The organism is Rothia aeria (assembly GCF_016726365.1).
In the GTDB taxonomy this organism is placed as follows: Bacteria; Actinomycetota; Actinomycetes; order Actinomycetales; family Micrococcaceae; genus Rothia; species Rothia aeria.
Window position 1 is genome coordinate 864278 of sequence record NZ_CP068102.1, and the last position, 25771, is coordinate 890048.

21 protein-coding genes and 1 tRNA gene are annotated in these 25771 nt (G+C 55.3%); 4 read left to right on the forward strand and 18 right to left on the reverse strand.

Going from position 1 to position 25771, the window contains the following annotated elements:
- Positions 1-2 precede the first annotated feature (2 nt).
- The 6 genes from I6I94_RS03615 to I6I94_RS03640 all read right to left on the reverse strand — a co-directional run bounded on the left by I6I94_RS03615 (position 3) and on the right by I6I94_RS03640 (position 8185).
- A complete protein-coding gene (locus I6I94_RS03615; protein ID WP_201620889.1) occupies positions 3-2246 on the reverse strand; it encodes an N-acetylneuraminate synthase family protein in 2244 nt (747 codons plus the stop codon).
- A gap of 61 nt (positions 2247-2307) precedes the next feature.
- Complete coding sequence (locus tag I6I94_RS03620) at positions 2308-3030, reverse strand: acylneuraminate cytidylyltransferase family protein (protein WP_126499698.1); 723 nt, start codon at positions 3028-3030, stop codon at positions 2308-2310.
- On the reverse strand, positions 3030-4109 hold the full coding sequence (locus tag I6I94_RS03625; RefSeq protein WP_126499697.1) for an RNA-binding protein: 1080 nt from the start codon (positions 4107-4109) through the stop codon (positions 3030-3032). The genes I6I94_RS03620 and I6I94_RS03625 overlap by 1 nt, the downstream gene beginning before the upstream one ends.
- A complete protein-coding gene (locus I6I94_RS03630) occupies positions 4100-5098 on the reverse strand; it encodes a CgeB family protein (protein WP_128087545.1) in 999 nt (332 codons plus the stop codon). Before I6I94_RS03630 ends, I6I94_RS03625 begins: the two co-directional genes overlap by 10 nt.
- A gap of 237 nt (positions 5099-5335) precedes the next feature.
- Positions 5336-6256, reverse strand: a complete 921-nt coding sequence (locus I6I94_RS03635) for a glycosyltransferase family 2 protein (protein ID WP_128087544.1) — start codon at positions 6254-6256, stop codon at positions 5336-5338.
- A 111-nt stretch (positions 6257-6367) separates the two neighbouring features.
- Entirely contained in the window at positions 6368-8185 is a 1818-nt protein-coding gene (locus I6I94_RS03640; protein WP_201620890.1) for an ABC transporter ATP-binding protein, read from the reverse strand.
- Positions 8186-8610: 425 nt separating this feature from the next.
- Between I6I94_RS03640 and I6I94_RS11385 the strand changes: the two genes are divergently transcribed.
- Positions 8611-10560 (forward strand): arsenate reductase/protein-tyrosine-phosphatase family protein, encoded by a 1950-nt coding sequence (locus I6I94_RS11385; protein WP_236588925.1) that lies wholly within the window; start codon positions 8611-8613, stop codon positions 10558-10560.
- Positions 10561-10690: 130 nt separating this feature from the next.
- Here I6I94_RS11385 and I6I94_RS03650 read toward each other — a convergent pair whose 3' ends face one another.
- From I6I94_RS03650 to I6I94_RS03660, 3 genes are all read right to left on the reverse strand, one after another.
- Positions 10691-11677, reverse strand: coding sequence for a ribose-phosphate diphosphokinase (locus I6I94_RS03650; RefSeq protein WP_006888263.1), 987 nt, complete (start codon positions 11675-11677; stop codon positions 10691-10693).
- A gap of 17 nt (positions 11678-11694) precedes the next feature.
- Positions 11695-13083, reverse strand: coding sequence for a bifunctional UDP-N-acetylglucosamine diphosphorylase/glucosamine-1-phosphate N-acetyltransferase GlmU (gene glmU, locus I6I94_RS03655; protein ID WP_236588959.1), 1389 nt, complete (start codon positions 13081-13083; stop codon positions 11695-11697).
- Positions 13084-13230: 147 nt separating this feature from the next.
- A tRNA-Gln gene (locus tag I6I94_RS03660) sits at positions 13231-13301 on the reverse strand.
- 191 nt (positions 13302-13492) lie between these two features.
- On the opposite strand from I6I94_RS03660, the gene I6I94_RS03665 reads away from it, so the two are divergent.
- A complete protein-coding gene (locus tag I6I94_RS03665; RefSeq protein WP_201620891.1) occupies positions 13493-15361 on the forward strand; it encodes an ABC-F family ATP-binding cassette domain-containing protein in 1869 nt (622 codons plus the stop codon).
- A gap of 278 nt (positions 15362-15639) precedes the next feature.
- On the opposite strand, the gene I6I94_RS03670 is transcribed toward I6I94_RS03665, so the two are convergent.
- The 4 genes from I6I94_RS03670 to I6I94_RS03680 all read right to left on the reverse strand — a co-directional run bounded on the left by I6I94_RS03670 (position 15640) and on the right by I6I94_RS03680 (position 18540).
- The gene (locus tag I6I94_RS03670; RefSeq protein ID WP_201620892.1) at positions 15640-16767 is read right to left on the reverse strand and encodes a glycosyltransferase; all 1128 of its coding nucleotides are present in this window, start codon (positions 16765-16767) and stop codon (positions 15640-15642) included.
- Between the two features lie 14 nt (positions 16768-16781).
- On the reverse strand, positions 16782-16910 hold the full coding sequence (locus I6I94_RS11390; protein ID WP_236588926.1) for a cellulose biosynthesis cyclic di-GMP-binding regulatory protein BcsB: 129 nt from the start codon (positions 16908-16910) through the stop codon (positions 16782-16784).
- Between the two features lie 113 nt (positions 16911-17023).
- The gene (locus I6I94_RS11395) at positions 17024-17311 is read right to left on the reverse strand and encodes a hypothetical protein (protein WP_236588927.1); all 288 of its coding nucleotides are present in this window, start codon (positions 17309-17311) and stop codon (positions 17024-17026) included.
- A gap of 203 nt (positions 17312-17514) precedes the next feature.
- Positions 17515-18540, reverse strand: coding sequence for a glycosyltransferase (locus I6I94_RS03680; RefSeq protein ID WP_128087538.1), 1026 nt, complete (start codon positions 18538-18540; stop codon positions 17515-17517).
- Positions 18541-19081: 541 nt separating this feature from the next.
- Here I6I94_RS03680 and I6I94_RS03685 point away from each other — a divergent pair.
- Positions 19082-19612 (forward strand): acyltransferase, encoded by a 531-nt coding sequence (locus I6I94_RS03685; protein ID WP_128087537.1) that lies wholly within the window; start codon positions 19082-19084, stop codon positions 19610-19612.
- A complete protein-coding gene (locus I6I94_RS03690; protein ID WP_201620893.1) occupies positions 19609-20580 on the forward strand; it encodes a glycosyltransferase family 2 protein in 972 nt (323 codons plus the stop codon). Before I6I94_RS03685 ends, I6I94_RS03690 begins: the two co-directional genes overlap by 4 nt.
- A 101-nt stretch (positions 20581-20681) precedes the next feature.
- Here the strand turns inward: I6I94_RS03690 and I6I94_RS03695 are convergent, their stop codons facing one another.
- From I6I94_RS03695 to I6I94_RS03715, 5 genes are all read right to left on the reverse strand, one after another.
- Positions 20682-21686 (reverse strand): GHMP family kinase ATP-binding protein, encoded by a 1005-nt coding sequence (locus tag I6I94_RS03695; protein WP_201620894.1) that lies wholly within the window; start codon positions 21684-21686, stop codon positions 20682-20684.
- Positions 21687-21713: 27 nt separating this feature from the next.
- Entirely contained in the window at positions 21714-22601 is an 888-nt protein-coding gene (gene rsmA / locus I6I94_RS03700) for a 16S rRNA (adenine(1518)-N(6)/adenine(1519)-N(6))-dimethyltransferase RsmA (RefSeq protein WP_236588928.1), read from the reverse strand.
- Between the two features lie 63 nt (positions 22602-22664).
- A complete protein-coding gene (locus I6I94_RS03705) occupies positions 22665-23489 on the reverse strand; it encodes a glycosyltransferase family 25 protein (RefSeq protein ID WP_201620895.1) in 825 nt (274 codons plus the stop codon).
- Between the two features lie 31 nt (positions 23490-23520).
- On the reverse strand, positions 23521-24423 hold the full coding sequence (locus tag I6I94_RS03710; protein WP_201620896.1) for a capsular polysaccharide synthesis protein: 903 nt from the start codon (positions 24421-24423) through the stop codon (positions 23521-23523).
- 235 nt (positions 24424-24658) lie between these two features.
- Positions 24659-25765, reverse strand: coding sequence for a TatD family hydrolase (locus I6I94_RS03715; protein WP_201620897.1), 1107 nt, complete (start codon positions 25763-25765; stop codon positions 24659-24661).
- Between the last annotated feature and the right edge of the window lie 6 nt (positions 25766-25771).

A 25771-nucleotide genomic window follows, 5' to 3' on the forward strand; every position in this document is an offset into this window, starting at 1 on the left:
GCCTACAACCACTTTTCGAGGCGGTCTAGGGCGGTGAAGAAACCTTCGCCGTTATTGATATGCCCCTGCCAGATTTCGGGGATGAACGATGCTTTCGGCGCCAGCTCGCGCAGCTGCTTGCCCAGCGCAGCCCAATCGACATCGCCTTCGCCTACCTGCACGCCTTCGCCGTCTACGCCGATACCGTCGACCAGGTGCAGGTGGATGGAGTGCGGCGCCAGCTGTGCTACCGCTTCCGACAGCGGAATTTTGAGGAAGTTGCATGCGAGCATGGTGTGTGAAATGTCCAGGCAGAGAGCGCTGTCGTAGGCGCGCGCAAATTCGGCGGTATCCTGCGGATCAAGGAAGAGGTTATGGTACTGCTGCCCGCCCATCAGCCACGGGTAGGGCGGCAAAGTCTGTGCCGCTAGGCGCACCCCGGCGGTATCCAACCGTCCCAGGGCTTCGCCGATGCGCTCGTACTTTGCGGCACGGGCGCTCGCCGGGATGTGCTTATCTTTGGTGAAGCCGCCCATCGTAACAACCATGACGGGCTCTTCGTCCACCGTGAAATAGCGGGTCAAATCGCGGGTAATGTCGATGGTGCGCTGCACCTCGGCGATGGAGCGTTCCCAGACTTCGAGGTCGCGGGAGGCCAGATCGACCAGGAAGTCCCCGGCGAAGAGGTCGGGCAGGTGGGTCGTGAAGCCCATGGGCAGTTTCTTCTCAAAGACCTCGTCAATGTTGATATCAAGGTCTTTGTAAGAGAAGTGGAATTCGAGGAAATCCGGTGTTGCCTCTTCGATCAGAGGTTTGTAGTCGTGGTAGCGTACCGGCAGACCCCAGGGGCGTTCAAAGGTGAAATCGCGGCGAGTTACGAGGTCGTCCTTCAGATCGCCCTCAAAAAAGAACGACCCTTCTTCAACGTCGCGTTGGATGGTACGCCCAAGCAGCTGCGGCAGGTAGTTCGGCTGCAAGCCACGTCCGGGTGACTTGACGGTCACATCCGCCTCGGTGATTACCTCACCTTTGGCAATGCTGCGGGTCGCAACCAGCGACTTGGCCAGGTTCACGCGGTTCATCAGTTCACCGGTGGAAACTTCACGGGGCGCGGCCGTGCCGATGGATTCCTCAATGTCACGAATCTGCCGCACCATCGCCGCGAACTCTTCGGGCAGCAGCGATACAGTGTGATCGTTGCCTTCCAGGGTTTTATCGGTCGTGAAATGCTTCTCGATAATCTTCGCACCGCGCGCAACAGCGGCCACGGGCACATGGTAGCCGCGTTCATGCCCGGAATAGCCAACCAGGCATTGGCCGATCTCGGCGAGACGGTCCATATACGCTAGATTCACGTCTTTGAAGGGTGCCGGGTAGGTGGATTGGCATTGCAGCAGGGCGTAGGATGCGCCCGCCTTGCGCAGCAGGTTCACCGAGTCCAGGATTTCTTCTTCGCGGCTCATACCGGTGGATACCAGCATGGGCAGCCCGCGCGATGCAACATCACGCAGCAGTTCATGGTTCGTCAGGTCTGCGGAAGCGATCTTCATGCCAGCAATACCGTAATCGACGAGCGCCTGCACGGAAGGCGCATCCCAGGGAGTGCACAAAATATCCAGACCATGCTCCTTAACATGGTCGAATACCTCGTACATCTGCTCAACACTCAGCGAGAACCGTGAGAGCAGATCCAGGGTGTACTGCACACCCAAGTCTTCGCCCGCAGTGGCGCCGCCGCGCTGGCGGTAGAGCGCATCCAGATCGCGCAGCTGGAATTTCACGGCGTCCGCACCGGATTCCACCGCGAGGTCCACCAGCTCTTTCGCGAAGTCCACGCTCCCCTGGTGGTTATTACCGATCTCGGCGATGATAAAGGCGGGCGCATCCTCGCTGATGGTGTGCTTTCCAATACGCAGCACGTTCTGCTCGTCCATTGCTAACGCCACCAGATGACCGCGTTCGTCAATGAGCGGAATATGCTCGATGCCGCGCGCGAAATAGCTGCGCAAAGATTCGGGGTCGCTATCGGCGGGGGCGGTCTGCGGGTTCGTATTCGCCGCCGCCAATGCGCTGGTCTCTAGGGATGCGGTGGGGTTGGCGATCAGCCAGCGTCTGAAGTCCCCATCCGAGAGCGAACCGCGCAAGATGCCGGATTCGTTGACGAGAAAGATAATGCGCTGACCGTTGGCAGAAATTTTGTGAAGCGCAGTCAGAATCGGGTCTTCAGCGAAGACCACATAGGGCGCGATATTGCGTTCGATAATCACGGTATGTAGTTCCTATTAAATTGCGATGTGTTGTGTTTGAGTGAGTTGAGTGAGCTAGATTTTAAGATTCTAGAATCTGCGCCAGCTGATGCTCGGCAACTGAGAAATCGATGGGGGCATCAATATCGACGCCTTCAATCTCATCGAGAATAAACAGATCAATGCTACCTCCAGGATACCCCGCCAAGCGGTTGTGATGCTCGGTATACACACGGGTTTTAGTGATATACATGGAGCCGTTCTCCCGGTAACGGTAGGTTTCTTTCGTGAGCTCCTGCCTGCGTGGGCGAGCCATCACCTCAAATTCGGCGGTGGGTTCAGCATCCGGGTACCATCTCCACACGAACGGCCCCATGGGGATCACCCCCACCATTGAGTCTTTGCCGTTCTCAACGAACTGACGTACCGCCCGCGCGAGAGTGCCCGGCAGACGCACCGGGCTGGTGGCCTGCAGCAGCATGACCGCCTCCGGTGCCCAGCCCTCCCCGGTGTAGAAGTCGATGGCGTGCTCGATCACCGGTTCGGTGGCGGTGGTATCTTCAGCAAGATGTGCGGGGCGCATAAACGGAACCTCGGCACCGTATTGGCGGGCGATAGCGGCGAGTTCTTGGTCATCAGTCGATACCACAACCCGAAGCTCATGCTCCCCCGCCAGCTCGTCACGGGCGGCAAGCGCCTGCAGAATAGTCCACGCGACCAGCGGTTTTCCGGCGATCTCACGCAGGTTTTTACGCGGTATGCCTTTGGATCCGCCGCGCACGGGAATAACGCACAGAATACGCATTACGCCTCCAGACTGTGTTCAATAATGAGCTCGGCGATGCGGCGAGCTGGCTCAATATCAGGTTGCGGTGGTGCGGGGGTGCGGTCTTCACCCCAGCGGCCCATGCCGTAACGGTTCCAGAATTCTTCGAGCCAGCCGGGCGGGTTCGGGTGGTACACCCAGGCAGGAATACCGCGAATCGCGGCTTCAAGCACGCCGGTTGAGAAGATCGATACTACCGGATTGGGCAGCTCGTTCAGGGGCACCCCGGAACGGTCAATGGGGATGCCCTGGCGCTCCCACAGCGCATGAGTGAGGGTTGAGAGCTTATCGGTTTCGCTGGGGTGCGGCCGGTAGATGGCGTTGTGTTTTTTAATGAATCTGTAGGAGACGTTAACGTATGATGAGCGCGGTAACTCTGCCCCGTGCATCTGCCCCAGGAAAATGGGGGCGCCAGAGGATTCGACGGGTACACCAAGGCTTTTCTGGTTTGCGTTATAGAGCAGCTGGGAACCGACGGTGAAGGCCCGCACATCGCGACGTCCGGACATCCAGAATTCGGCGTCTGCGTCGCTAAACGCGAGCAGGGTGCATCCCACAGGCAGGGGCGGCGCAGCAGGCACGAGCAGCCCGTGCTGAACCACCCAGTATTCTGCACCAACAGTATGCGCATACTGGTAGGCGGCACGCCCCAGCTGAAGGTAGTGTCCCAAAGACAGCACAATGCGCACCCCAGGCAGGGTTTTGGTTAGTTCGGTGGCGGATAGGCTGCGCTCTTCCCACTCATCCGTTAAGTATTCGGCGAGTGCGGCAGGTGTGCCGTTAGTATTCGGGCACCAGATGGCCAGCCCGATAATGCTCAGGTATTTGAGGGGCTCCAGCAGGGCGCTGCAGCTGGTGGGTGAGAACGAGTCGAGCACAATCAATACGCGCGGCACGGAGCCTCGAACGTATAGGCGCCCGCTGGCTGGGCCCTGCTGAGTATTACCGCGGTTTCTGCGGAAAAACCCTGCAGCCTCAGTTTTAGCCCAGCGCAGGGCGTTCTGTTTCTTTTGCCACGCCGCCCAGGCATCAATGTCTAGCGGATAGTTTAGGCCCATAGCTGCTCCAGAATTTTTACGCGCTGATCGAAGGTGTGCTCGGCGAGGGTGCGCCGGTGTCCGGCTTCGCGGATAGCGTGCGCCCACCGCGGGTCGCGGAAAACGCGGGTGCAAATATCGATAAGCTCTTCAACACTCTCATATACGAGAACTTCTTTACCGACTTCATAGTAGCGTGACACGTCGGGACGGTCGATAATCTGTAATGCTCCCACACCGGGGGCTTCAAAAGTACGCATGGTGAAACCGTCCTGATCCCCATGAATATTCAAGGTGGCTGGTGAAGATGCCATTACCCCGTAGGCGACAGACCGCTCAATATCGCCAGCTGAAGGCACACCGGGGTCTTTGAACTGGTAGGTACGGGCCATGTCCCACGGATGGCGGGACCAGGCCCGCCCGTACGCGCGCACGGGAAGACCAGCAGCATACAGTTCCCGCAGGGTTTGTTCCCGCCCAGGGTAGCGGGCCCCCACAAAACTAATAGCATTTTCTGGGGTGGGAGTCACCTGGCAGTGAGAGTCGTAAGCGTTAGGCATATCTAGCACGTCAAACCCTTTAGACCGCAGATGTTCAGCATCTAACGGGCTGTAACTTGCCAAGGCACCTAACCGGTGCAGATCGTCGTCGGTATATTCCATACGGCGTAACTCGTCGTAAAGCCATGTGCCGTAGCGTACCCCGGATTCTTCCAGAACCTGCCACCAGCGGCTGCCCAGTTTGTCGCCTTTGATCACAAGCACAATATCAGGCCGGTAATCATTAAACACAGCGATCGCTTTATCTGTAGCCTGTGCGGCTAGAGATTCAGGGCGGAACCGCTCAGGCAACTCATGAGCAAGCTTGTTGAGGATACGTGCGCCCACACCGCCAGGGGCGTCATAGATGTGGGTGCGCACCTGGTAACCGCTGATTTCCAAGGAGGATTCAATAGCCTTCCAGTACCCGTGGAAAGCTGGTGATAGGAGCAGAAGCTTAGGGTTAGTCATATGGTTTATTCGTGTTCTATCCAGCGTGTGGCCACACAGCATGTCTGTGACCGTACGCCGGTTCTTTGGCGTGGCTTGAGCAGAGATAACGGCTCCGGGGAGTCGTAAGAATGTGTGAATGCTAGGTCATCGCAGTATGCCCTATGCACTTACAGTGTACTAGAGAGCTCAGAACAACACACCTTATGGTTGATGTGTCGCTACATACTTTCTTTCATGAAACGTACCGCAAAAGCTCTAATTCTCGCCGTTTTCGCCGCGTTTGACGTATGCAAGCTCTTCACGCAGTGTGCGTTGCGCATTCACCTCTTTATTCCGGGCAGCCCGCACAGTGTTAACCAGAAAGTTAGCGTAGCTGGTGGCTTTAAGAGTGCGTCCGAGCGTGGCTTTATCCCCCCACTTATCGGCATAGGTGAACCGTGCGGTGGTGAGCCACTGGCGGCGGCGTGCCGAGGGCGATGAGCCTCCGCCTTCATGCTCTACCCGAACCTGGGGTACGAGGAGGCGAGGCACACCAGCCTCAGCTAGCCGGCGTTGGAAATCCACCTCTTCGCTGTTCATATAGAAGCGTTCATCCATGCCGCCAACCCGGTTGTAAATGTCGCGGGGAACCACCATGGCGGCACCTATCACCCAGTCGGTTTCCACAGTGTTTTGAGACGTGCAGGCGGCAACATCATGCCCCACTCCCCTGTGCCACCAGCCGGAGGGTTTAAAGCGGGCCAGCGGTGTGAACCATTCCCAAGCGATATGGGCGGTGGTGGGGAATTTGCGGGCAACCCACTGTTGCTTACCGTCATGCCCCACCACCTGGGGGCTGGCCAGGGCCGGGGTGCGGTGCTCAATATGTGAGAGCATATCGGCCACGAACGTATCCGTAATAGACAGGTCGCTATTGAGAATAAACAACCATTTCCCGGTAGCCACGGCAACACCAGAATTTACGGCGCTGCCGAACCCGCCGTTAGTTTCACGGCGCACCACGCGCACACCCTTGGTATCGGGGAAAGGCACAGGAGACTGATCATCTGAGACGATAATCTCCAATTCATCTGGGGCAATACCCTGCTGGGCGCGCAAAGCCTCAATGAGGGTGAGCGTGGGCGCAGGGTCGCCGTAGTGGGGAATAACAGCTGATACTTTCATCGTGCGAGACACGAAAACCCGCTTTCTGCTGGGGCGTACACCGCCCCGGTTGGAGTGCTGAGAGGTAGATACTGATATGTATGTGTGTAGTAATTTAAACTAATCCTGTGGTGCTCCCTGGGATTATTCAGGCAGTTGCCCCAGCCGCACCAGGTTCGCGAATTCTTCGTTCTTTTGCTGCACCTCGGTAAAGGTGCCGCAGCTTACGATCTCACCGTGCGATAGGTACACCAGCTGGTCCACGTGGCGTACAGTTGAGAGGCGATGCGCCACAATAATCACCGTAATATCTTTCGAGATCTTCTCAATCGCCTTGGTGATCTTGTGCTCGGTCTCATTATCAAGGGCGCTGGTTGCCTCGTCCATAATGAGCACACTGGGGTTGCGGTAAAGGGCGCGGGCAATACCTAAACGCTGGCGCTGCCCTCCTGAGAGTCGCACCGCGTTGTGCCCGATCATGGTCATAATCCCCTCGTCCAGGGATTCCACCACTTCGGTGAGCTCTGCAATCTCTAGGCAGTAACGCACCCGTTCCTCATCAATCTCGTGTGGTTCAAGGCCAAATGCGACCGCCTCAAGAACCGTTGAGTCCGCAATAAAAACATCCTGCGGCACATATCCGATACTCTGAAACCACCCCGGCAGATCGTCCTGCACCGGCTCACCGTTGCGCAGAACCCGCCCGCTTGACGGGGCGAAGAGGCCCAGGATTAAGTCTATGAGGGTTGTTTTCCCGGAGCCGGAGCCACCGACGAATGCCATGGAGGTGCCCATGGGGATATCCAGGTTAATATTTTTTAGCACCGGCGAATCACTGTCTGGGTAGCTGAACGTGAGGTTCTCCAGCTGGATGCGCACAGGCGCAATAGTCTTATTAATGTACTCGGGGTTCTTAGGGGCCACAGGAGCAGGTGGCATCTGTAGTTTACGTCCTTGTTCATCCAGTTCAGAGATCTCCCGCAAAAGTTCATTGCTGGCTTTCTCCCCCGCCCGAACATTACCCAAAGATGCGACCATTCGAACGTAGCTGGGCAGAATACGGATACATGCACCGCAGAAGAGAAGAAGGTAGGGGGCGCTCTGGGCACCCGAAGTGATACTCATAAAAGCGAGTAGTCCGGCAATGCCGATAATGAAAATAATCTCAAGGGAGTACTTGGGGAAGTCCTGCAAAAAGGTGCTGCGCATGCTAGCGTTCACCGCATCCATGCGTTTGGTCTGGTAGCGATACAGGTACCGGTCGGTGACGTTATGCATGCGAATTTCCCGAAACCCGTCGACAGCGTCAATGGTAGCGCTGGCTGCGCCTCGGGTTGCTTCCACCACAATCACGCCTTGTTCTCGGTTTTTCTTGCGAAGTACATGCTGCAGACCGTACGAGACCAGCCCAAAGTACGAAAAAGCGAGTAGCGCAGGAATGGGCATAATGGCGATAAGCATCACCATAAGCACTGTTATAGAGAGCAGTTCACCAATGAAATTGATGACCCCATTAACAAAAGCGGCGTAAGCCTGATGCGCATAATCATTAACAGAAACTAATATATTTGCAGTTCCCCGTTTACGGTGGGCAAGATAAGGTTCACGCATATACCGGTTCAGTAGATTAACCGAAGTGGTACTCTGCTGTGTTGCGACAAACCCCAGGCTCCAGCGTTTAATAATGAGCGAGAATGCTCCTTTAAGGATGAACGCCAGCACAAGCACCACACCGAAGATAATAATGAGGGCGGTGCGGTCGGGATTACCAAAAAGCTCTGCAACTTGCTTCAGGTAACCCTCAATGGGGGCGCCCATAGCGAGGTTCACAATCGGCAGCACTGCAGCTACCCCCAGCATCTCGAAAAGAGAAACTGTAAAAAGACCCACCAGGTTAAGGATCAGTAGGTTAAATTTCTTACCGGGGAAGAAGACTCTCAGTTTATGGTAAGCCTCTTTCATGACGACGCTCCCCTCAGATAGTTCTGGGGTCGGTCAAGGCTTCTGAGGGGTGCTCCTGCAGCGAACATTCCACAGAATTCTGCCGAGATGCGGGCCTTAAACGAGTAACTGAGTTGCCCAAGTTCAGTTCGTAGAGCTGAGAGGATTTTCATGAATGTGCTTTCAAAATACGGCGCAACAGATACCGCACCGGGTAACTACAGATAGTAGACAGTGTAAGATTCTACCACGCAGGCCCCCGTTACAGGCGGAGGCTGGTATCTGAGTCTTGCCCCGGCCCTTCGACGGTAAACGTGAGGTTGCTCTTCATCAAAGGTGTACGCGAAACTATCACGGTTTACCCTGTAAAGTGGGTAGAATAAAGGATGGACACATCAGCTTAAAGGTCACTACTTCCGGCGCGGGAAGGTCAGGAAGGCTCAAACATGGGAATTTTCAACATTAAATCGCTCAAAGACAGGTATCTGTCTAATGGGCCGACTGAGTCTACCCAGAAGCGGCAGGGGCAAGAGCCCTCGGCGAACGAGCAGGACCCAACTATTAAAAGCGGCGTGTCGCGCCTGGCAGCGATCCGTGATTCAAGTTTCCACCAGGAGACGTCGCCTGATCGTCCTCCGCAGGATCCGAAGAACCCGAAGAAAAGGGTCGGGGAGGATGTGCAGACCCTGCTGGAGCAAAGCACCGCCGCTGGTACCGACCTCATTGAGGTGGTGACTGTTAAACCTACGGGTGATACCGCCCCCGTACCCACCGCAGCTGACCATAACACCACCGCCGCCCAAGAGCCTGCCCCGCAGGATGAGCCTGCAGATGCCCCAGCCCATGTTGTGTCCGAGAATCAGCACCATAGCTCAGACGAACCCCAGCCCCCACGCAAGACTTCTTCGAAGGATAATGCTCAGAAAACTCAGGGTGATTCCCAGCATCAGGCACCGGCTGCTGGTGACGATGCCCCCGTACTGGGCGCCATAGTATCCTCCGAACCATCCACCGAAGATGGTGAACCCGATAAGCGGGTGGTTCTGGTGCCTAGTGCGTACGGGTTGGATGTTCCCCCAACAGATACCGACTCTGTTGATCTTCCCGACGATACAGCGTCTAAAGCCAAAGCCGCTGGTCAGGAGGCTGCACCTCATCGGGCCCCGCACGTGATGACTTCTGAGATGGCGACTAATCATTACACCTCACAGATACCCTCCAAAGCGCCTGAGACTCCCACAGCAGCCTCAGACGGGGAGACCCCGGAAAAAGTCACCCTGGTGCAGGGGGTATACGGGATGGACGTTCCTCAGGAAGCCGGGGAGAACCTGGACGCTCCCGCCCGTGGCGTCCCCTCCCCCACCGCATCTGCGACCTCCAGTCCCAATAATCGACACGCAGGTCAGAAGGACGATACCGATACACCCGATCCAGCGCTGGTGCGTGGCGTCTACGGTTTAGATGTGCCCGAAACCGCTGACAGTTCCGCTGCCCGGCAGGATTTCCCAGGCCAGCATGCTCAGCCTGCGGCAGCCCATCAGCAGCAGACCGGAGTGCCTCAGCTCTCATCACAAGAGCGTGAGTACGACATGCTCGCGGGAGAAGAAACCGTTGAGCTGGCCCCTATCCACGTTCGGGAGGCTCTGGAAGCTCAACGAGCGGCGCAGAAAGCGGCAACCGAAAAAACCAAAACCACCGCTGAGGCTGAGTCTGAGCCTGCTGATGCTACCCCGGTGCCCCCCATTCAGGAGAAGGACGCCGACCAGCAGGAGCCCCGTAAGGTGACCACCGCGTCGTTCAGCTTATCCCCTGAGTCCGTGGGTGAGGCGAAGAACCGGGTCTCGGCACCGGCACAGGGCGCTGGCCCTCTTGAGGCCGTGTTCGTGTGCACCGGCAATGTAGCACGCAGCGCCAGCGCCGAAGTGATCGCGCAGTCTCTCGCTTCACAATACGGGCTGGAGGATAACTGGGTGTTTACCAGTGCAGGGACAGCAGCTCTGGCTGGCTCCCCTATTTATAAGTACATTGGCAACGAACTTGAAGGGCGCGGGTATAACCCTTCACAATTCCGGGCCAAGCAGCTTACCGCTGACATGATTGAGCGGGCCACCTTGCTGCTGGTGGCTGAGCAGGATCACGCGGACTGGATTCTGCGGGAATGGCCGCAGTACCACACGAAGGTGCACCTGATGAAGCAGGTGGCGCGTATCCGGGAGAAAGCCAGCCGCCGTGCCGAGCCGATCTCGTTTATTTACGGCTACACTGAGGCGGCGCACGATACCGACAGCATCGCTGACCCGTACCGGCGGGGACGCACAGCCTGCCGCGTTGCGGTGGATGAGGTGGAGCAGTCGCTTCAGGTGATTCTGCCGTGGCTGGTACGGGCCCGCGTGTAACCCAAGGCTTTTAATACAGCAATAAGGACGTCCCGTGTACCCCTATTCCGGTGGTGCACGGGACGTCCCTTTTGGATAAAGCCGCTAGCCTCGATCTTTCAGGGCCAGCGGCTTTTTCACAGCCTGGATCTTAGGCGTGGTCGTTGAAAATATTGGTCACTGACCCTTCGTCGAAGACCTCCCGGATGGCTCGCGCCACAAGCGGGGCGATAGACAGTACGGTGAGGTTCTCAAACCGTTTATCGTCCGGCACGGGCAGGGTGTTCGTGACTACCACTTCGGATGCGCCGCACCCAGATAGCCGTTCAACGGCGGGCCCGGAGAATACCGGGTGGGTCGCGGCGATAATGACCTCTTTAGCGCCTTTTTCTTTAAGCACGTTGACCGCCCCGGCGATGGTTCCGCCGGTGTCGATCATGTCGTCAATCAGTACGCAGGAGCGCCCCTCAATCTCACCCACCACGGTCTTTGAAACCGCCTGGTTAGGCACGTTAATGTCACGGGTTTTGTGCACGAATGCCAGCGGCGCGCCACCGAGCAGGGTGGCCCAGTGCTCGGCTACCCGAACACGACCGGTGTCGGGGGAAACAACGGTCACATTCTCGGGGTTTTCCACGCGGCTCTTAATGTACTCAGCGAGCACAGGAATGGCGAATAGGTGATCCAGCGGCCCGTCGAAGAACCCCTGAATTTGGGAGGTATGCAGGTCCACACACATGAGGCGGTCAGCACCAGCGGTCTTGTACAGGTCAGCGATCAGTCGGGCCGAGATCGGCTCACGCCCCCGGTGCTTCTTGTCCTGGCGAGCATACGGGTAGAAGGGTGACACCACGGTAACGGAGCGGGCTGAGGCGCGTTTGAGCGCATCAATCATAATGATCTGCTCCATGAGCCACTCGTTAATGGGGGCCGGGTGGGATTGGATGACGAAGGCGTCGGCACCGCGCACCGACTCTTCAAACCGTACGTACGTCTCGCCGTTAGCAAATGTGTACGCGGAGGTTGGTAGCAGCGGGTGTCCTAGCTCTGCGGCGATTTCTTCCGCGAGTTTGGGGTGCGCACGCCCGGAAACCACCGCAAGTTTACGCACACCCGGATTGGTAATCTCGTGACTCATGGTTTTTCGCTTTCTTGTCAGTGATCCCCTGCCCCGTTGGCGGCTTGCGCGGCCGCTGCCGGTTCGGTTCCCTCACGGTTTTTAAGCACCCAGCCCTCGATATTGCGCTGGGAAAATTCAGAGATTGCGAGCGCACCTGCTGGAACGTCCTTGCGGATAAGCGCGCCTGCACCGGAGTAGGCTCCATCGCCTACGGTCACGGGGGCAACGTAGATACCGCCGGACCCCATACGGGCGTGCGCACCAATAACAGTGCGGTTCTTGGTGACCCCGTTGTAATTTGCGAAAACAGACCCGGCGCCGATGTTCGCTCCGTCGCCGATTTCTGCATCCCCCACATAGGTTAGGTGCGGTACTTTCGCCCCGTCACCAATCTGGGAGTTTTTCGCTTCACAGAACGTGCCAAGTTTCGAGTCCTCACCGAGTACGGTGCCGGGGCGTAGGTATGCGAACGGGCCTACCGTGGCTCCTGTACCAATTATGGCTCCCTGCCCGTGCGCACGAGTGACGGTGGCGTTTTCTTTCACGGTGACGTCGGTGAGGGTGGTGTCGGGGCCGATAACCGCACCGGTGGCTACGTTAGTGGCGCCGTGCAGCTGGGTCCCGGGTAGGATGGTCACGTCGTTCTCAAGGGTGACGGTCACATCTATCCAGGTGCTCTGCGGGTCTATGATGCTCACCCCGTTACGCATATGTGCTTCAAGGATGCGCGTATTGAGTTTCCGGCCCAGCTGAGCGAGCTGTACCCGGTCGTTGGCGCCTTCAACTTCCCAGCGGTCCTCAATAGCGAGCGCCGAGGTGCGGTACCCTTTGGAACGGGCAATAGCGAGCACATCGGTAATGTACTTCTCACCTTGGGCGTTATTGGTGGTTACTTCCGCGAGGGCTTGACGCAGTACGGTGGCGTCAAAAGCGTAAATACCGGAGTTAATTTCGTCGATGGCGAGCTCTTCGTCAGTGGCGTCTTTCGCTTCGACGATGGAGGTTACCTCACCAGCTTGGTTGCGCACAATACGACCATAGGCACCGGGGTCATCCACATGGGTGGTGAGTACGGTGACGGCGTTAGAGTCGGTTTCATGGAATGTGATGAGTTCGCGGAGGGTTTCGGGCCGCAGCAGGGGCACGTCCCCGTAGGTGACGAGCACGGTGCCCTCCACAAGGCTCTGCTGATCGAGTGCGAGCAGCCCCACTTCAACAGCCCGCCCGGTTCCGGGGATGTCGTCTTGGTCTACGATGGTGACGTGCTCGTCGAAGGCGAGTACATGCTCAGCGACTTTATCGCGCTGGTGGCGTACCACAACAGCGAGACGTTCGGGGGTGAGGTCTCGGGCGGCAGCAACGGCGTGCTCCACCATGGAGCGCCCACCAATGCTGTGCATCACCTTGGGAGTTGCGGATTTCATGCGGGTACCAGCACCCGCTGCTAGGACGATCACCGCGGACGGTACCTTATGTTCGGAACCCTCAAGCTCTGCGTTCACCTAATTTAACTCCTTTACGGGGTGTTTGCCGCCCACGCGCCGCTGCTGAATCGACGTGTTAGCTTTGCGCTCCGCCACTAGGATTCGAACCTAGACAAACGGCTCCAAAGGCCGGTGTGCTGCCATTACACCATGGCGGAATCTTCCCCCGCTGTTACCGTGTTTACGGCCTGGGACAGGGGCACTCATAAGTGTAGCAAAAATACCTTTACTCGTCGCATCCCAACACGGGACGTATCAGCCCCCACCGGTCCTAGAGATAGCAGGCTGGTGTGTGCTCTTATGTGCAGGGGTGGATACGTTCAGCCGCTGGTGGCGGTACCCTGGATACGTGGCACATTTACTTGGCGGCGAAGCGCTGCACCTTCAGTTCCCTACCCGCACTATTTTCGAGGGGGTGACCGTCGGCATTAATGAGGGCGACCGTATCGGCATTGTGGGCCGTAACGGCGACGGTAAATCCACGCTCATGAAGATTCTGGCGGGGCGTCTTGAGCCGGACTCCGGGCGCGTGACGGCGCGCGGCGGCACGCGCATCGGGTATCTGGATCAGTCCGATGTTCTCGACGATTCTCACACGGTCGGTTATGCCCTGGTGGGCGATACTCCGGAGTATGAGTGGGCCTCGCAGCCGCGTATTCGTGATGTTATTGCGGGTTTGGTGTCTGATCTGCCCTGGGATGCGCCGGTTTCTTCGCTCTCGGGTGGGCAGCGTCGCCGCGTGGCGCTGGCTGCTCTGCTGATACAGGAATGGGATGTGCTCATGCTGGATGAGCCCACCAACCACCTGGACGTGCAGGCAATTACCTGGCTTGCGCATCATCTGAAAAGCCGCTGGAGCAAGAACGCGGGCGGTCTGCTGGTGGTCACTCACGACCGCTGGTTTCTCGATGAAGTCAGTACCGACACCTGGGAGGTTCACGATAATATCGTGGAACCTTTTGAAGGCGGGTATGCGGCTTACGTTCTGCAGCGTGTGGAGCGCGATCGGCAGGCGGCCGCCGCGGAGGCAAAGCGCCAGAACCTGATGCGCAAAGAGCTGGCGTGGCTGCGTCGCGGTGCCCCGGCGCGCACCTCGAAGCCGAAGTTCCGTATTGATGCGGCGAATGCGCTGATTGCCGATGTCCCGCCGGTACGTAATACCGTGGAACTCAAGCAGATGGCGGTTTCCCGTTTGGGTAAGGACGTGGTGGATCTTGAGAACGTCTCGGTCACCTTTGAGGATTCTTCGCTGCCCGACGGCAAACGTGAGGTGCTGCGTCGCGTAACTTGGCGGATTGCGCCGGGTGAGCGCACCGGTATTTTGGGCGTGAATGGTGCCGGAAAATCAACCTTGCTTGCCTTGGTCACCGGCTCTTTGGAACCGACCGAGGGGCGTGTGAAACGCGGTAAGACCGTCAAGGTTGCCACTCTCACCCAGCAGCTGGATGAGCTGAAAGAGGTTGAGAACGACCGCGTGTCTGATGTGATCGGCCGCAAGAAGCGCAGCTATATTGCCGACGGTAAAGAGATGTCACCGTCGCAGATGTTGGAACGGCTAGGTTTTACGAGCGCACAGCTTTCTACCCCGGTGAAGGATCTGTCGGGTGGGCAGAAGCGACGACTGCAGCTCATGCTCATTCTCTTGGACGAGCCGAATGTACTGATTCTGGACGAACCTTCCAACGACCTTGATACCGATATGCTGGCGGCAATGGAAGACCTGCTCGATACCTGGCCCGGCACCCTGCTGGTGGTTTCTCACGACCGTTACCTCATGGAGCGTGTGACCGATCAGCAGTATGCGGTGATCGACGGCTCCTTCCGGCATCTGCCCGGTGGAGTAGACGAGTATTTGGCGCTTTCTGCAGCGGGTCAGGGCGGTTCTGCCGCCGGTATTACGGGCGGTGCATCTGTCCCAATAAAAAAGAATGATTCTTCGGTTTCTGGCGGTCAGGCTGAACCAACGAACCCTGACCCCAAGAGCACACCGAAAATATCGGGGGCTCAGGCACGCGCAGCACAGAAGGAATCCGCCGCAATCGAGCGTCGCCTCGGAAAATTGGGCGAGGAGCAGAGTAAGCTCTCTGAGCAGATGAGCATGCACGACCCTGCCGATTACGCCGGGCTTGCCGACCTGGGGCAAAAACAGCAGGCGCTTCAGGATGAGATCGACGAGCTTGAGATGCGCTGGCTGGAGCTCTCGGAACTCCTCGGATAGCCCGCTCCCCTGACTATAAAGGCTCTTTATACGAATAAAGCAAGTTTTCCAACACTTTATTTACATCAAGGGCTTTTTGCCAGACTAAGGAAGGTGTCCACGAATACACTCAATGGTGACTCTATGAGCTCCTGAACAGTGGCACTAAAAGGTAGCGCCCAGCAAAAGCATTCCTTGTATCTTGGATTAAGTTCAGCAACATTTTCGTCACTTTCATACTTCTATATGGCCATGAGCTGACGCCTATATATATGAATTATCTGTCATACAAAATATATTTACCCTCGAGCCACATTCATCATGTGCTCTGCACGCATGCGGTTAGTTTTTTCGAAACTTTTATCTGACATAAATTTATGTGCTTGTAAAGCTCGTTGGGTAACTTGGGCGTAATCACGGTTTAACTCAACTATTTTCTGAGCAGCGGCGGATACGTCAAAACGTGAAAATTCCCAGCCCACTCCCCGTTTTACCAAAGGAGTGAGAGTATCGTTGGAGAATCCTGCAACCGGGACCCCCATCCCTAAGCTTTCAAAGTATGTGCAGGATGGGTCACCCTGGCGGTGCGGCAAGAGCATTATATCTACATAATCACGTACATATTTTTTCCACTCAGGGTCAAATTTTATAAATCCTAAATTCAGCAGGTTTGGGTACTGGTATTCTTGTACCAGATCACGGTATTCGCCGTCGCCCATAATAACGAATTGTATATCAGGGTTCAGAGCGTGTGTCTGTGCTGCGATCTCCAGAAAAAGATCAGTCCCTTTAATAGCAGTCCATCGCCCTGAGAACGCTACTGTAATCCCTGCACCGTTCTTAGGTTGCATAGATATCTGAACGCTATCTAGATCATGTTGATATATACGGTGATCGTAATATCGAATAGTACGCGGGTTAATGGAACCATATTCTTTATATGCACCGTCACCATTAATCTCTATTCCTGATGCGTTATAAATAAGCTGTTTAAATTTTTTATTTTGCCGCTTCTCCCCAACATAAATTCGAGCTTTATTAATAAGACTGATATTTGGCTGTGAATAATATGCGTCTAAACGAGTTTTTGAGGTAAATTCGATACTGTAGCATACAGGAATATTCTGAGCTTCAATTGGTTTTACACTCGGAGTTCCTAAAGTGCTAATAATATCAGGAGATAATTTTTCTATTAAACCGGAAGTAGGTAATTCAAGGTAAATAGAGTTGCTTGGAAGGTAATCACTTACCTTATCCAGGTTACGAGGAAGCGTAGGGCTGTCATATTCTTGTACCCCTTGTGAGGAGGTCACTAACAGCTCCATATGTTTGGTCGTTTCCGCCAAACTTTGTAATGTCCTATCTGTAAGATAGATTTCCCCTTGGTACCGGGTGAACGGCTCTGCTAGTACTGACAGCATTTTCATAGTGACCTATATCCTTATGTACTATAGGGAAGCTCCTCTGCAATCTCCGCTGGGGTCTGAGTTGCTATAGCAAAACGTCCGCGGCGGCGAAGTGCTGCGGCGAGCTCATCAGCTGTGGGTGCGTCCTCAACAAGGATAGCCATAGTAGGCCCTGAACCAGAGACAATATTTCAACAATATTCTCAGTATCCCTTGTTAAAAGGATCTGAAGATCTGGAGACAGAGTCACAGCTGGTGCTTGCAGATCGTCACACAGCTACCAGCCAATCTTGTGCAGATGTGCAATAGGAGCCTCATTTTGAGTGAGTGTGTGTAATAAGCCCGAAGGCATTATAAGTGTATCATCTTCAGGATAACGCCCAGCGGCACGACCTTCATCTAGTTCACCAAAAACCTGTGAGGTCGAGGGCCTTTCTGAGGCGGCGACCAGCACGATGCCGAGAGGAATCATGTCTTCAGGCAGACCCACGATGCGCAGCTCGAGCCCGGCCCTTTCTTCCCTGCTAATCCGCCCAGTGGGAACGTGGGTAGAAAAATCGCTCAAAGCACAGCGAGAGTTCAACAAAGCACGCTCATCTGTGCCAATGTACCGTCAAGCAGACTATTGTCGGGTTTGTAAGGGACAGCGAATACTTTCAAGAGTATGGCGAGTGCTCCTGTGCCGTCTCAATATAGTAGTTACTGTCCTATCCTATTGGAGGTTATTCTTCTGTACATACCCTGAATAAAGCTCATGGAAAGGTTCTTCTATGAGTTGGGGGAGATATCCGCAAGTGCTGCTGCAATGGCCATGAGGTCCGCATCCAGCTGGGGACTGTTCAGTCCCGCAACCTGAAATAGTTCGGCGAAGCGGTGCCGCCAGTCCAGTCTTTGCAGCGCCATACGCACCTGGTTTCGGCTCTGCTCGGGCGTCCATTCGTTCACAAGCTGAGCCACCGCATCCAGCCCGGCGCGCGCATCCTGCGGGTCAATATCGACGGTCGCTCCATCCCACAGTATCTCGCGTGTGCTCTCGGTTTTAGGTACCTGCCCCACTACGGTTACCCCGTGGGCGAGCGCATCCGTCCAGCGTCCAGTGATGTACTCCTTATTTGGATGCGTGTACGATGCCGGGCTCACCAAAGTGCTAAAAGCTAGCAAAAATTTGGCATCCGCAAGTGCTCGTTGTAAAGACTCGACAGATTCGCGGTCGGTGGCACCGAACGGAGGGCGGCCCGCAAAAGTTATTCCCGTCTGCCGGGCACATTCTGCGGTGCGTTCATCGTCTTCATAGGCGGCTGGTTGGCGCCCCACCCGAAGCAAATCAGTGGTTTTTGGATGCGCCAGATGCTCTTCAAATCTGCTCCACACGTCTGCGCCCCAGGGGAGCACTCGCACGTTTTTAACCCCAACACTGCGCCAATCGTGCACGTCATCGCGATCCGCCACAAAAACGGTGTTATAGGTGCTGTTGGTGGCGATAGCGGGTATGCGGTCGTCCCAGAAGCTATCGATAACCCATCCGTAGATTTCCGCATAACGCCGGGCGACTAGGCGCGGCTGCGCGATGGCGTAAAGCTGTCCGGGATCGCTGGCAATAACGATCGCGGTACGTCCTTTGCCACGAATACGCGGCACTCGCGCCAAGATTTTGGTGGCAGGTTTGAGCGATGCGCTCGGGTCAGGGGTGACGATGCGCGCGTCCAAGTACGATGCCATCAGGCGCGCCATCTCATGGATGGGCGCCCACCCGGGCCCTGATGGAACGGCAAGGATAATATCCGCAGAAGTCATAAATTCTCCAACAACGTGCAACACTTGAGCAGGGAATCCTGAGGAAGAAACCTCTAAAACTTATAGAGCACACAGAATAATTTTGAGCGAGTCTAGAGCATCTAGTATACCAACAGCTATCTACATGACGCTCTTCCCTAGTCTCTTTCTTCTCTTCAGACTACTGGCTGAGTCATGATGTTTTCGTTCACTATGCCGTCCACGTGGGCGACCAAGCCCATATAGGCCCACAGATAACTCTCAGGCGCTGCGACCCACGGAATAGGTCTCCTTATCAATGCGCTAGAGCCAATGTGGAGACACCTATCGCCAGTAGAAAGAGCGCTTGGTTGAGTCAGAGCGTTTCTATAGATTGCAGACGCCACTATTGATAGCAACTGTACAGTTGACGCCGGTGCCATGTCCGGAAGCTACACGCCCCCAGCCCCTGCAGGTGGTAGATACATCCCAGCGCACCAGAGCCAAGTAGGCTACAATAGCTTCAGACCGGCTTGCCACGGTGGTAGAGCCGCGTTAGTCACACTCACTCACACGAATTCTCATGATTCAGAAACTCAAAGATTTGAAATACCGCCTGCATCTTATGCAGCGAGAACGCACGAATGCTCAAAAACGGCGTGAACTCACCAAGAATGGCATTATTTTTGGTGCCGGAACATATTGCGATCCTAGTTCCACCATTATGCCTAAGGTCATGATGGGCACGAATTGTTTTGTCAATAAAGAAACTTTGGTGGGTGCGCATACGACTCTGGGAGATAATGTTTTTCTGGGTCCGCGCGTCACCATTTTTGCCGACACCCATGAGATTGGTTCCGCTGCTCAGCGCGCGGGCGCAAATATTACTCGTCCTGTACACATCAAAAACGGTACGTGGGTGGGGCAAAACGCTGTCATTACCGCCGGGGTTACGATCGGCAAAGGATACGTGATTGCCGCCGGTGCTGTGGTGGTGCACGATTGTGCGCCTCATGGCGTGTATGCGGGCGTTCCGGCGCGGCGCATTCGTGATCTTAACGCCGAAGGAAATTCATACCCAGTGACCGAACAGGTGGAAGGAGAACGGTCGTGACTCATCCCAAGTCCGTCGCGGCATCCGTTATTATCCCTGTGTATAACGGTGCCAGCTATATTATGCAGCAGCTTGATGCCCTCGCCGTTCAAACAGGTAACCCCAGTTTTGAGGTACTCGTGTGCGATAACGGCAGTACCGATGACACTCGCGCCGTGGTCGAAAGCTACAATGCTTCCTATCCCCTGCGGGTGGTAGATGCATCCCAGCGCGCCGGAGCCAGTCACGCCCGCAATATGGGGGCGGTACAGGCCATGGGCGATGTTCTTATCTTCTGCGATGGCGATGATCTCGTAGAACCCGACTGGGTGGCTTCGCATCTGTACGTACAAAACCTATATTCCCCTGTCATAGCAAGCGGGTCTCTGCTTCATGATCGGGCCAATACTCGTGAAGTCCTGAGGGCCTACGGTCTTGAACCCGGCGATGACCAGAAGGTTCTGAACACACGCACCAGGATTTTCTACGACGATGAGCTCACCCCCTATGCCGGCTTTTTGCCGACGGTTGCTGGGGGGAATTTTTCAATTCCTCGTCGCGTATATCTTGATGCCGGGGGCATGGATTCTTCGTATAAGAGTTCTGAAGAGACCGATTTTGCCTGGCGCGTGCAGCTTGCGGGCATACCAGCGGCGTTCACACACGGACCGCTGTTGCATTATATTCTGCGGGATAAACCCAAACGCATTTTTCACCAGCAGCGCGCCTACCAAAAATACAAGGTGCTGTTGTGGGTGCACTATCGACAGTATGGGATGCGCGGCCCCAGCACGAAAGCATCTATCCTGGAGATTCTGCGGCAGGTTCCTAAACTCATAAACCCTGCGACTCGTTTTCGAGCGGCGTATCTGGCGGGCGGCAACCTTGGAGCGTTGGAAGGTATTCTTCAGTACCGCGTTCTCAAACGTATTCCGAAACCGCTGCGACTGGATACTGCGCCTGTATCCACTGTTGCCTCAGCCCTGTAGGGGTGTTAAAGAGCCTTTATCTGAATAAAGTAGCGAAAATTACGCTTTATTCATATAAAGGCTCTTTTCGCAACCCGGAGTTTATGCCACGAAAGTGAACATTAGAGCATTGCCGGAGTTTGGGTGGCAACAGCATGGCGGCCGCGGCGGCGAAGTGCTGCGGCGAGCTCATCGGCTGCGGGTGCGTCCTCAACGAGAATAGCCACGGTAGGCCCTGAGCCAGAGACAAACGCCTCAACTATGCTCTCATTATCCATGGTCAAAATAGTTTCAAGACTGGGTGCTAGAGTCACGGCTGGCCCTTGCAAATCGTTGCGAAGCTGCCTGCCAATTTCGTGGATACGTGCAATGGGAGTTTCTGTTTGGGTCAGCGCGTGCAACAGCCCGGAGGGAACCTGCAGCTCACCGGCTTCGGGGTAACGCCCGGCGGCGCGTCCCTCATCAAGCTCACTAAATACCTGCGGGGTCGAGAGCCCCTCTGAGGCAGCGACCAGCACAATGTCGAGCGGAATCATATCTTCAGGCAGCTCTACGATGCTCAGCTCGGTTCCGGTGCCCTCCCCCACGGCTAACCCGCCCAGCGGGAACGCGGCACGCACTACGAAGGGAACATCGGCCCCCAACGGCGCAGCTAAGGCAAGCAGCTCTTCAAGTCCGAGGGTGCGTTCGGTCAGCCGTTTCTCGTAAAGATACTGGTCGACCGCAAGAAGCGCGGCGGCGGCATCTGCCGAGCCGCCCGCCATGCCCCCGGCCACGGGAACGGCCTTATCGATATGCAGGTGCAGGTTGAGATCGTTCACGGTGAGCCTGTGTGCCTGCACCATAGCGACGGCTGCACGATACGCCAGATTCTTCTCGTTCAACGGCACCTCGGCGGGGTCAAATTCTCCGGCGCGGTGCTGCTGATCGACCAGGGAGTCGGGCACAATATTCAGGCTCAGGGTAATTCCCTGCTCCTGAGCGTCGCGGGCGGTGACGGTTTCGTAGATATTGACCGAAGAAAAGAGTGTGGCCAGCGGATGGTAACCGTCCTCGCGGGGTTTACCCACGGCGAGGTAGAGATTTACTTTTCCGGGCGCTTTTGCCTGAGTTTCTAGAACATGCATTCTTTTTCCGTCCCCGGTTTCTTAATCTTAGTTTTCATCGGCCGCTAGAGCTGGCACCCGATGCGCCGCCTGGGCGATCCGAATATACCCGTGAATATCTAACTTTTCACCACGCTCAGTGGGGGTAATACCCGCCTCGGTCAGGATTGCTTCGGCACGAGCGCCGGAACCAGCCCATGAGGCAAGCGCGGCCCGCAGAGTTTTCCGCCGTTGGGCGAAAGCCGCGTCAATCACGGTAAAGACTTCGTCGCGGTCAATATCGGCGAGCGGCTGCGGGCGCATCCTGAATCCCACAAGCCCGGAGTTAATCTTCGGGGCGGGCCAGAATACGTTTTTACCGATAACCCCCGCTTTAAAGACCTCAGCGTACCAGCTTGCCTTCACCGAAGGAACCCCGTAATTCTTAGATCCGGGTTTTGCCGCCAGACGATCAGCGACCTCGTCCTGCACCATCACGAGGGCGTGGCGGATGCTCGGGAACTGCGCGAAAAGGTGCAGAAGCACCGGAACCGCCACGTTATAGGGCAGGTTGGCGACCAGCGCATCCGGCATGTGGGGAAGCTCAGTCACCTTGAGGGCGTCCATGAGCACCACATGAACATTTTGTGCCTTGTCAGGGCGGAATTTTGCGATAGTATGCGGTAGCTGCCGGGCCAACGGCGGGTCGATTTCAACCGCAACAACCTGCCGCGCGGCATCTGCCAACCCCAGGGTGAGAGAGCCAAGCCCGGGACCGACTTCAAGCACAGTCTCATCATCAGTAATATCCGCTGCGGCAACAATGCGTCGAATAGTGTTTGGGTCAATCACGAAGTTCTGCCCCAGGGTTTTCGTGGGGCGAATGCCCAGCTGCGCGGCAAGGTCACGGATTTCTTGGGGGCCCAGCAGGGGTTTATCGTTCAGATTTTCTCTCACCCTACCTATTCTACGGAAGGTTGCAGGATTAGGTCGAAGGACGCCGCTCACTGGTGCGGGTAGTTACTTGAGAACTCTGCGCTTCTTCCGTACCTGCCAGAGAGTCGATGTGACGATGTTTTGGGCATTCTTTAAACGAGCTTTGGGGGCAGCGTAAATCCGCAGCTTATTAAGGAGCGGCTGGCCTTTTGCCTGATTTGCTTTACGGTACACAAAGTGTGTCCCATCTTCCTCAATAAGACTATTTCCTGTCCAGTCGCACAGCCCTGGTTGCATCACCTTAATATCCACCCCAAAATCAGCGGCGAAAAGAGGCCAATCATCTGCTAGCCAGTACTGTGAGCCGCGCGCATCAATCTGCTCAATAATTTTCTGTGCCGCCGACCGAGAGATCAGATACAGTCCTGTGCAGGCGGTCCAGTCATTAGCGCAGTATCCTAAACGGTGACGGCCCCAAATAAACGGAGACAACAGCGACAACCGGGGGTAAGGGGTGCGGGGGTTCATACGACCCATCTGGGTGGACCAACCATCCGCAAAATTCACCACACCAATGCTGCGGGATTTTTCAATAACCCGAGAGACAATTTCATCAATGGAGGGGTGGATCAACGCATCATCTTCAGCAACAAGTGCCCATTCTTCCCCGCTTTCTAGAAAATCACGCCACACGTATGTATGGCTCAAGGCGCATCCTACTTCTCCAGGACGGGCCAGACGGCCTTTTCTTTTCTCAAAATAGGCAGCATCAAATTCAGGGCTTTGACCAGGAGTAGGCAAAGCACGCCCATCTACTCCCCAAAATATATAGAAACCTGCACTCCCCGGGGCATTGAAGAACTGCTCAAGACGATTTTCGCCTTTAAGAGCAACAACATATTTTTTCATTTTTCCTCTTTATACTTGAAACGGCAATGATTTACCGATACCCACCAGGGTATGTCCCAAATTGCATATCTTTAACAATTTTTATACGGTCAATATATTTAAGGCTTAAGGGGCTTGTGATCCTTCCCGCCAACTCAAGCCATGGAATAGGGTACTCCGGCATATACCCAAAAGCTTGAGGATCTCCGTAACTCTCCAACAAGGATGAAAAATAGTCCATCCTGCGGTTTACTTCAGCAATCCATTCATCGGTAAACCTACTATACGGTTTACACCCAAAAGCAGACATATTCACGACCGATTTATAATAGTTACGTTGATCTTTCCCCAATACCCCGCTTGCTGATGACGAATTCCAAGACCCTATTTCGTGCGGCGCAATAACCCACATATCTGGGGTAGCATTAAGTTCCTCAAGAAGAGGCAACCAGGGCTTATCCATGGGTTTTATATCCATATACACACCACCGTGATGGTGCATCAGATAGGCACGCAGGTAGTCAGAGCGTTGAATATAACTTAGTTTTTCGTAGGAAGGGTGTAAAGGATGTTCGGGAAGCACATAATCCGCAAGATTATCCGAGGTTATCAGAATAACTTTACTTTCAGAATTAACGGAACGAATAAGGTCGATAGATTTCTGACGAGCCGGAGTTATCTGGTTATCCCCCAACCAGACAATAAATATCTGATTAGGGGCGTTTTGAAGATTGTCTTCCGGAAGTTGAGAATCATAGAATAGATGATTAACCATAAATGTACTAGAGTTAGGCATTGCAGTATTTTTAATACGGTGAGTATATTTTTCAATATCATAAGAGTATGGGCTTTTCTGCGAATACCAACTGCGTATCTTATCTACCCCTGCGCCATCTTTGACATAATTAAGCCATATATAATGTTTTATTTTTTTTGAAAAAGAAATGATTGACACAGCTTTGCCCTAGTTCTCTCACATTAGTATGCTATTGATACGTCACGGGACAGAAAGCTATTTATCGGGATGCCGCATCACACAAAGGCAAAATGTGCTCCAGAAAATTTGAGGTAAAGCCTTAAGGTGAGCTACAGCGTCTACTATAGTAGCATATACATGTGATAGCTCGTACAGGCTTCGGTAAAGGTGGCACAAAAGCTACTTAGTCGTGTGTACTGATCGTTACCATTATCTAGAACCCCTCAATTCCCCAGCTGCCGTACACACGCGCTGAGTTCGCGCGGATCATTTGGCACAGGTCCTCTAGATTCTGCTCACGGTGCGCCGCCATGAACCGCACCGTATAGTTCGTCATGTACGAGGCATTCGGGCGGCCCCTAAACGGGTGCGGGGTCAAAAAAGGTGCGTCCGTCTCGGCAAGGATCAGTTCGGGACGCGCCATACGCAACGACTCCTGAATATCCTTCGAATTCTTAAAGGTCACGGTTCCGGCGAAGCTCATATACCAGCCCTGCTCATTACAGATACGCGCCAGCTCAGCCCCACCCGAGTAGCAGTGAAACACGGTGTGTTCGGGTGCTCCTTCTTCGAGAAGGAGGCTCACCACATCATCGTGCGCCTGCCGGTCGTGAATCTGAAGCGCCAACCCGTGCTTCTTCGCCAGGCGAATATGCTCACGAAAGCTACGCTGCTGGGCTTCAATGCCCTCTTCTCCGGTGCGGAAGTAGTCGAGCCCAGTCTCGCCGATAGCTCGCACGCGCGGCTCGGCGGCAAGTGCATCCAAGGTCTCCAGCGCCTCATCAAGGGTACCGGCGGAATCCAGTTCGGGAGCGGTATTGGGGTGAATAGCAATCGCCGCCAGAACCCGCCGGTCGGCGCGGGCGGCGGCAACCGCATACAGCGAGGAGGGAATATCGCAGCCGACCTGCACGATAGCACCTATGCCGAGTTTTTCCCCGGTATCGAGGGCGTCCCGTGCAGTAATTTCTACTTCGCCATCGAGCAGATCCATATGGGTGTGGTTATCGACGATGGCATACGGCAGAGGCTCGGGCGCAGGTGGGAACACAAGGTTACGGGACCGCCCGTTATCGCCCTTTGTGGAACGGCGTCGGGTTCCTTCGCCCGAAGGTTCCTGCGCTATCCCTCCCCCGGTCTCGTCCCGGTAAAGCTCGGCGCGGTAGGGTGCGGGGGTCTGCCCTTCTTCAACCTGCCAACCGTGTGGAAGGGCGCTCGCCCTCAGCTCTTGTTCGTTCGGCACCGTAGAGTGTGCCAGGGTGGCAAGGGAATCTAGATATTCCTGGGTGAGTTCGGTTTGCTCGGGGCGGCTCTGGCACACGGTATT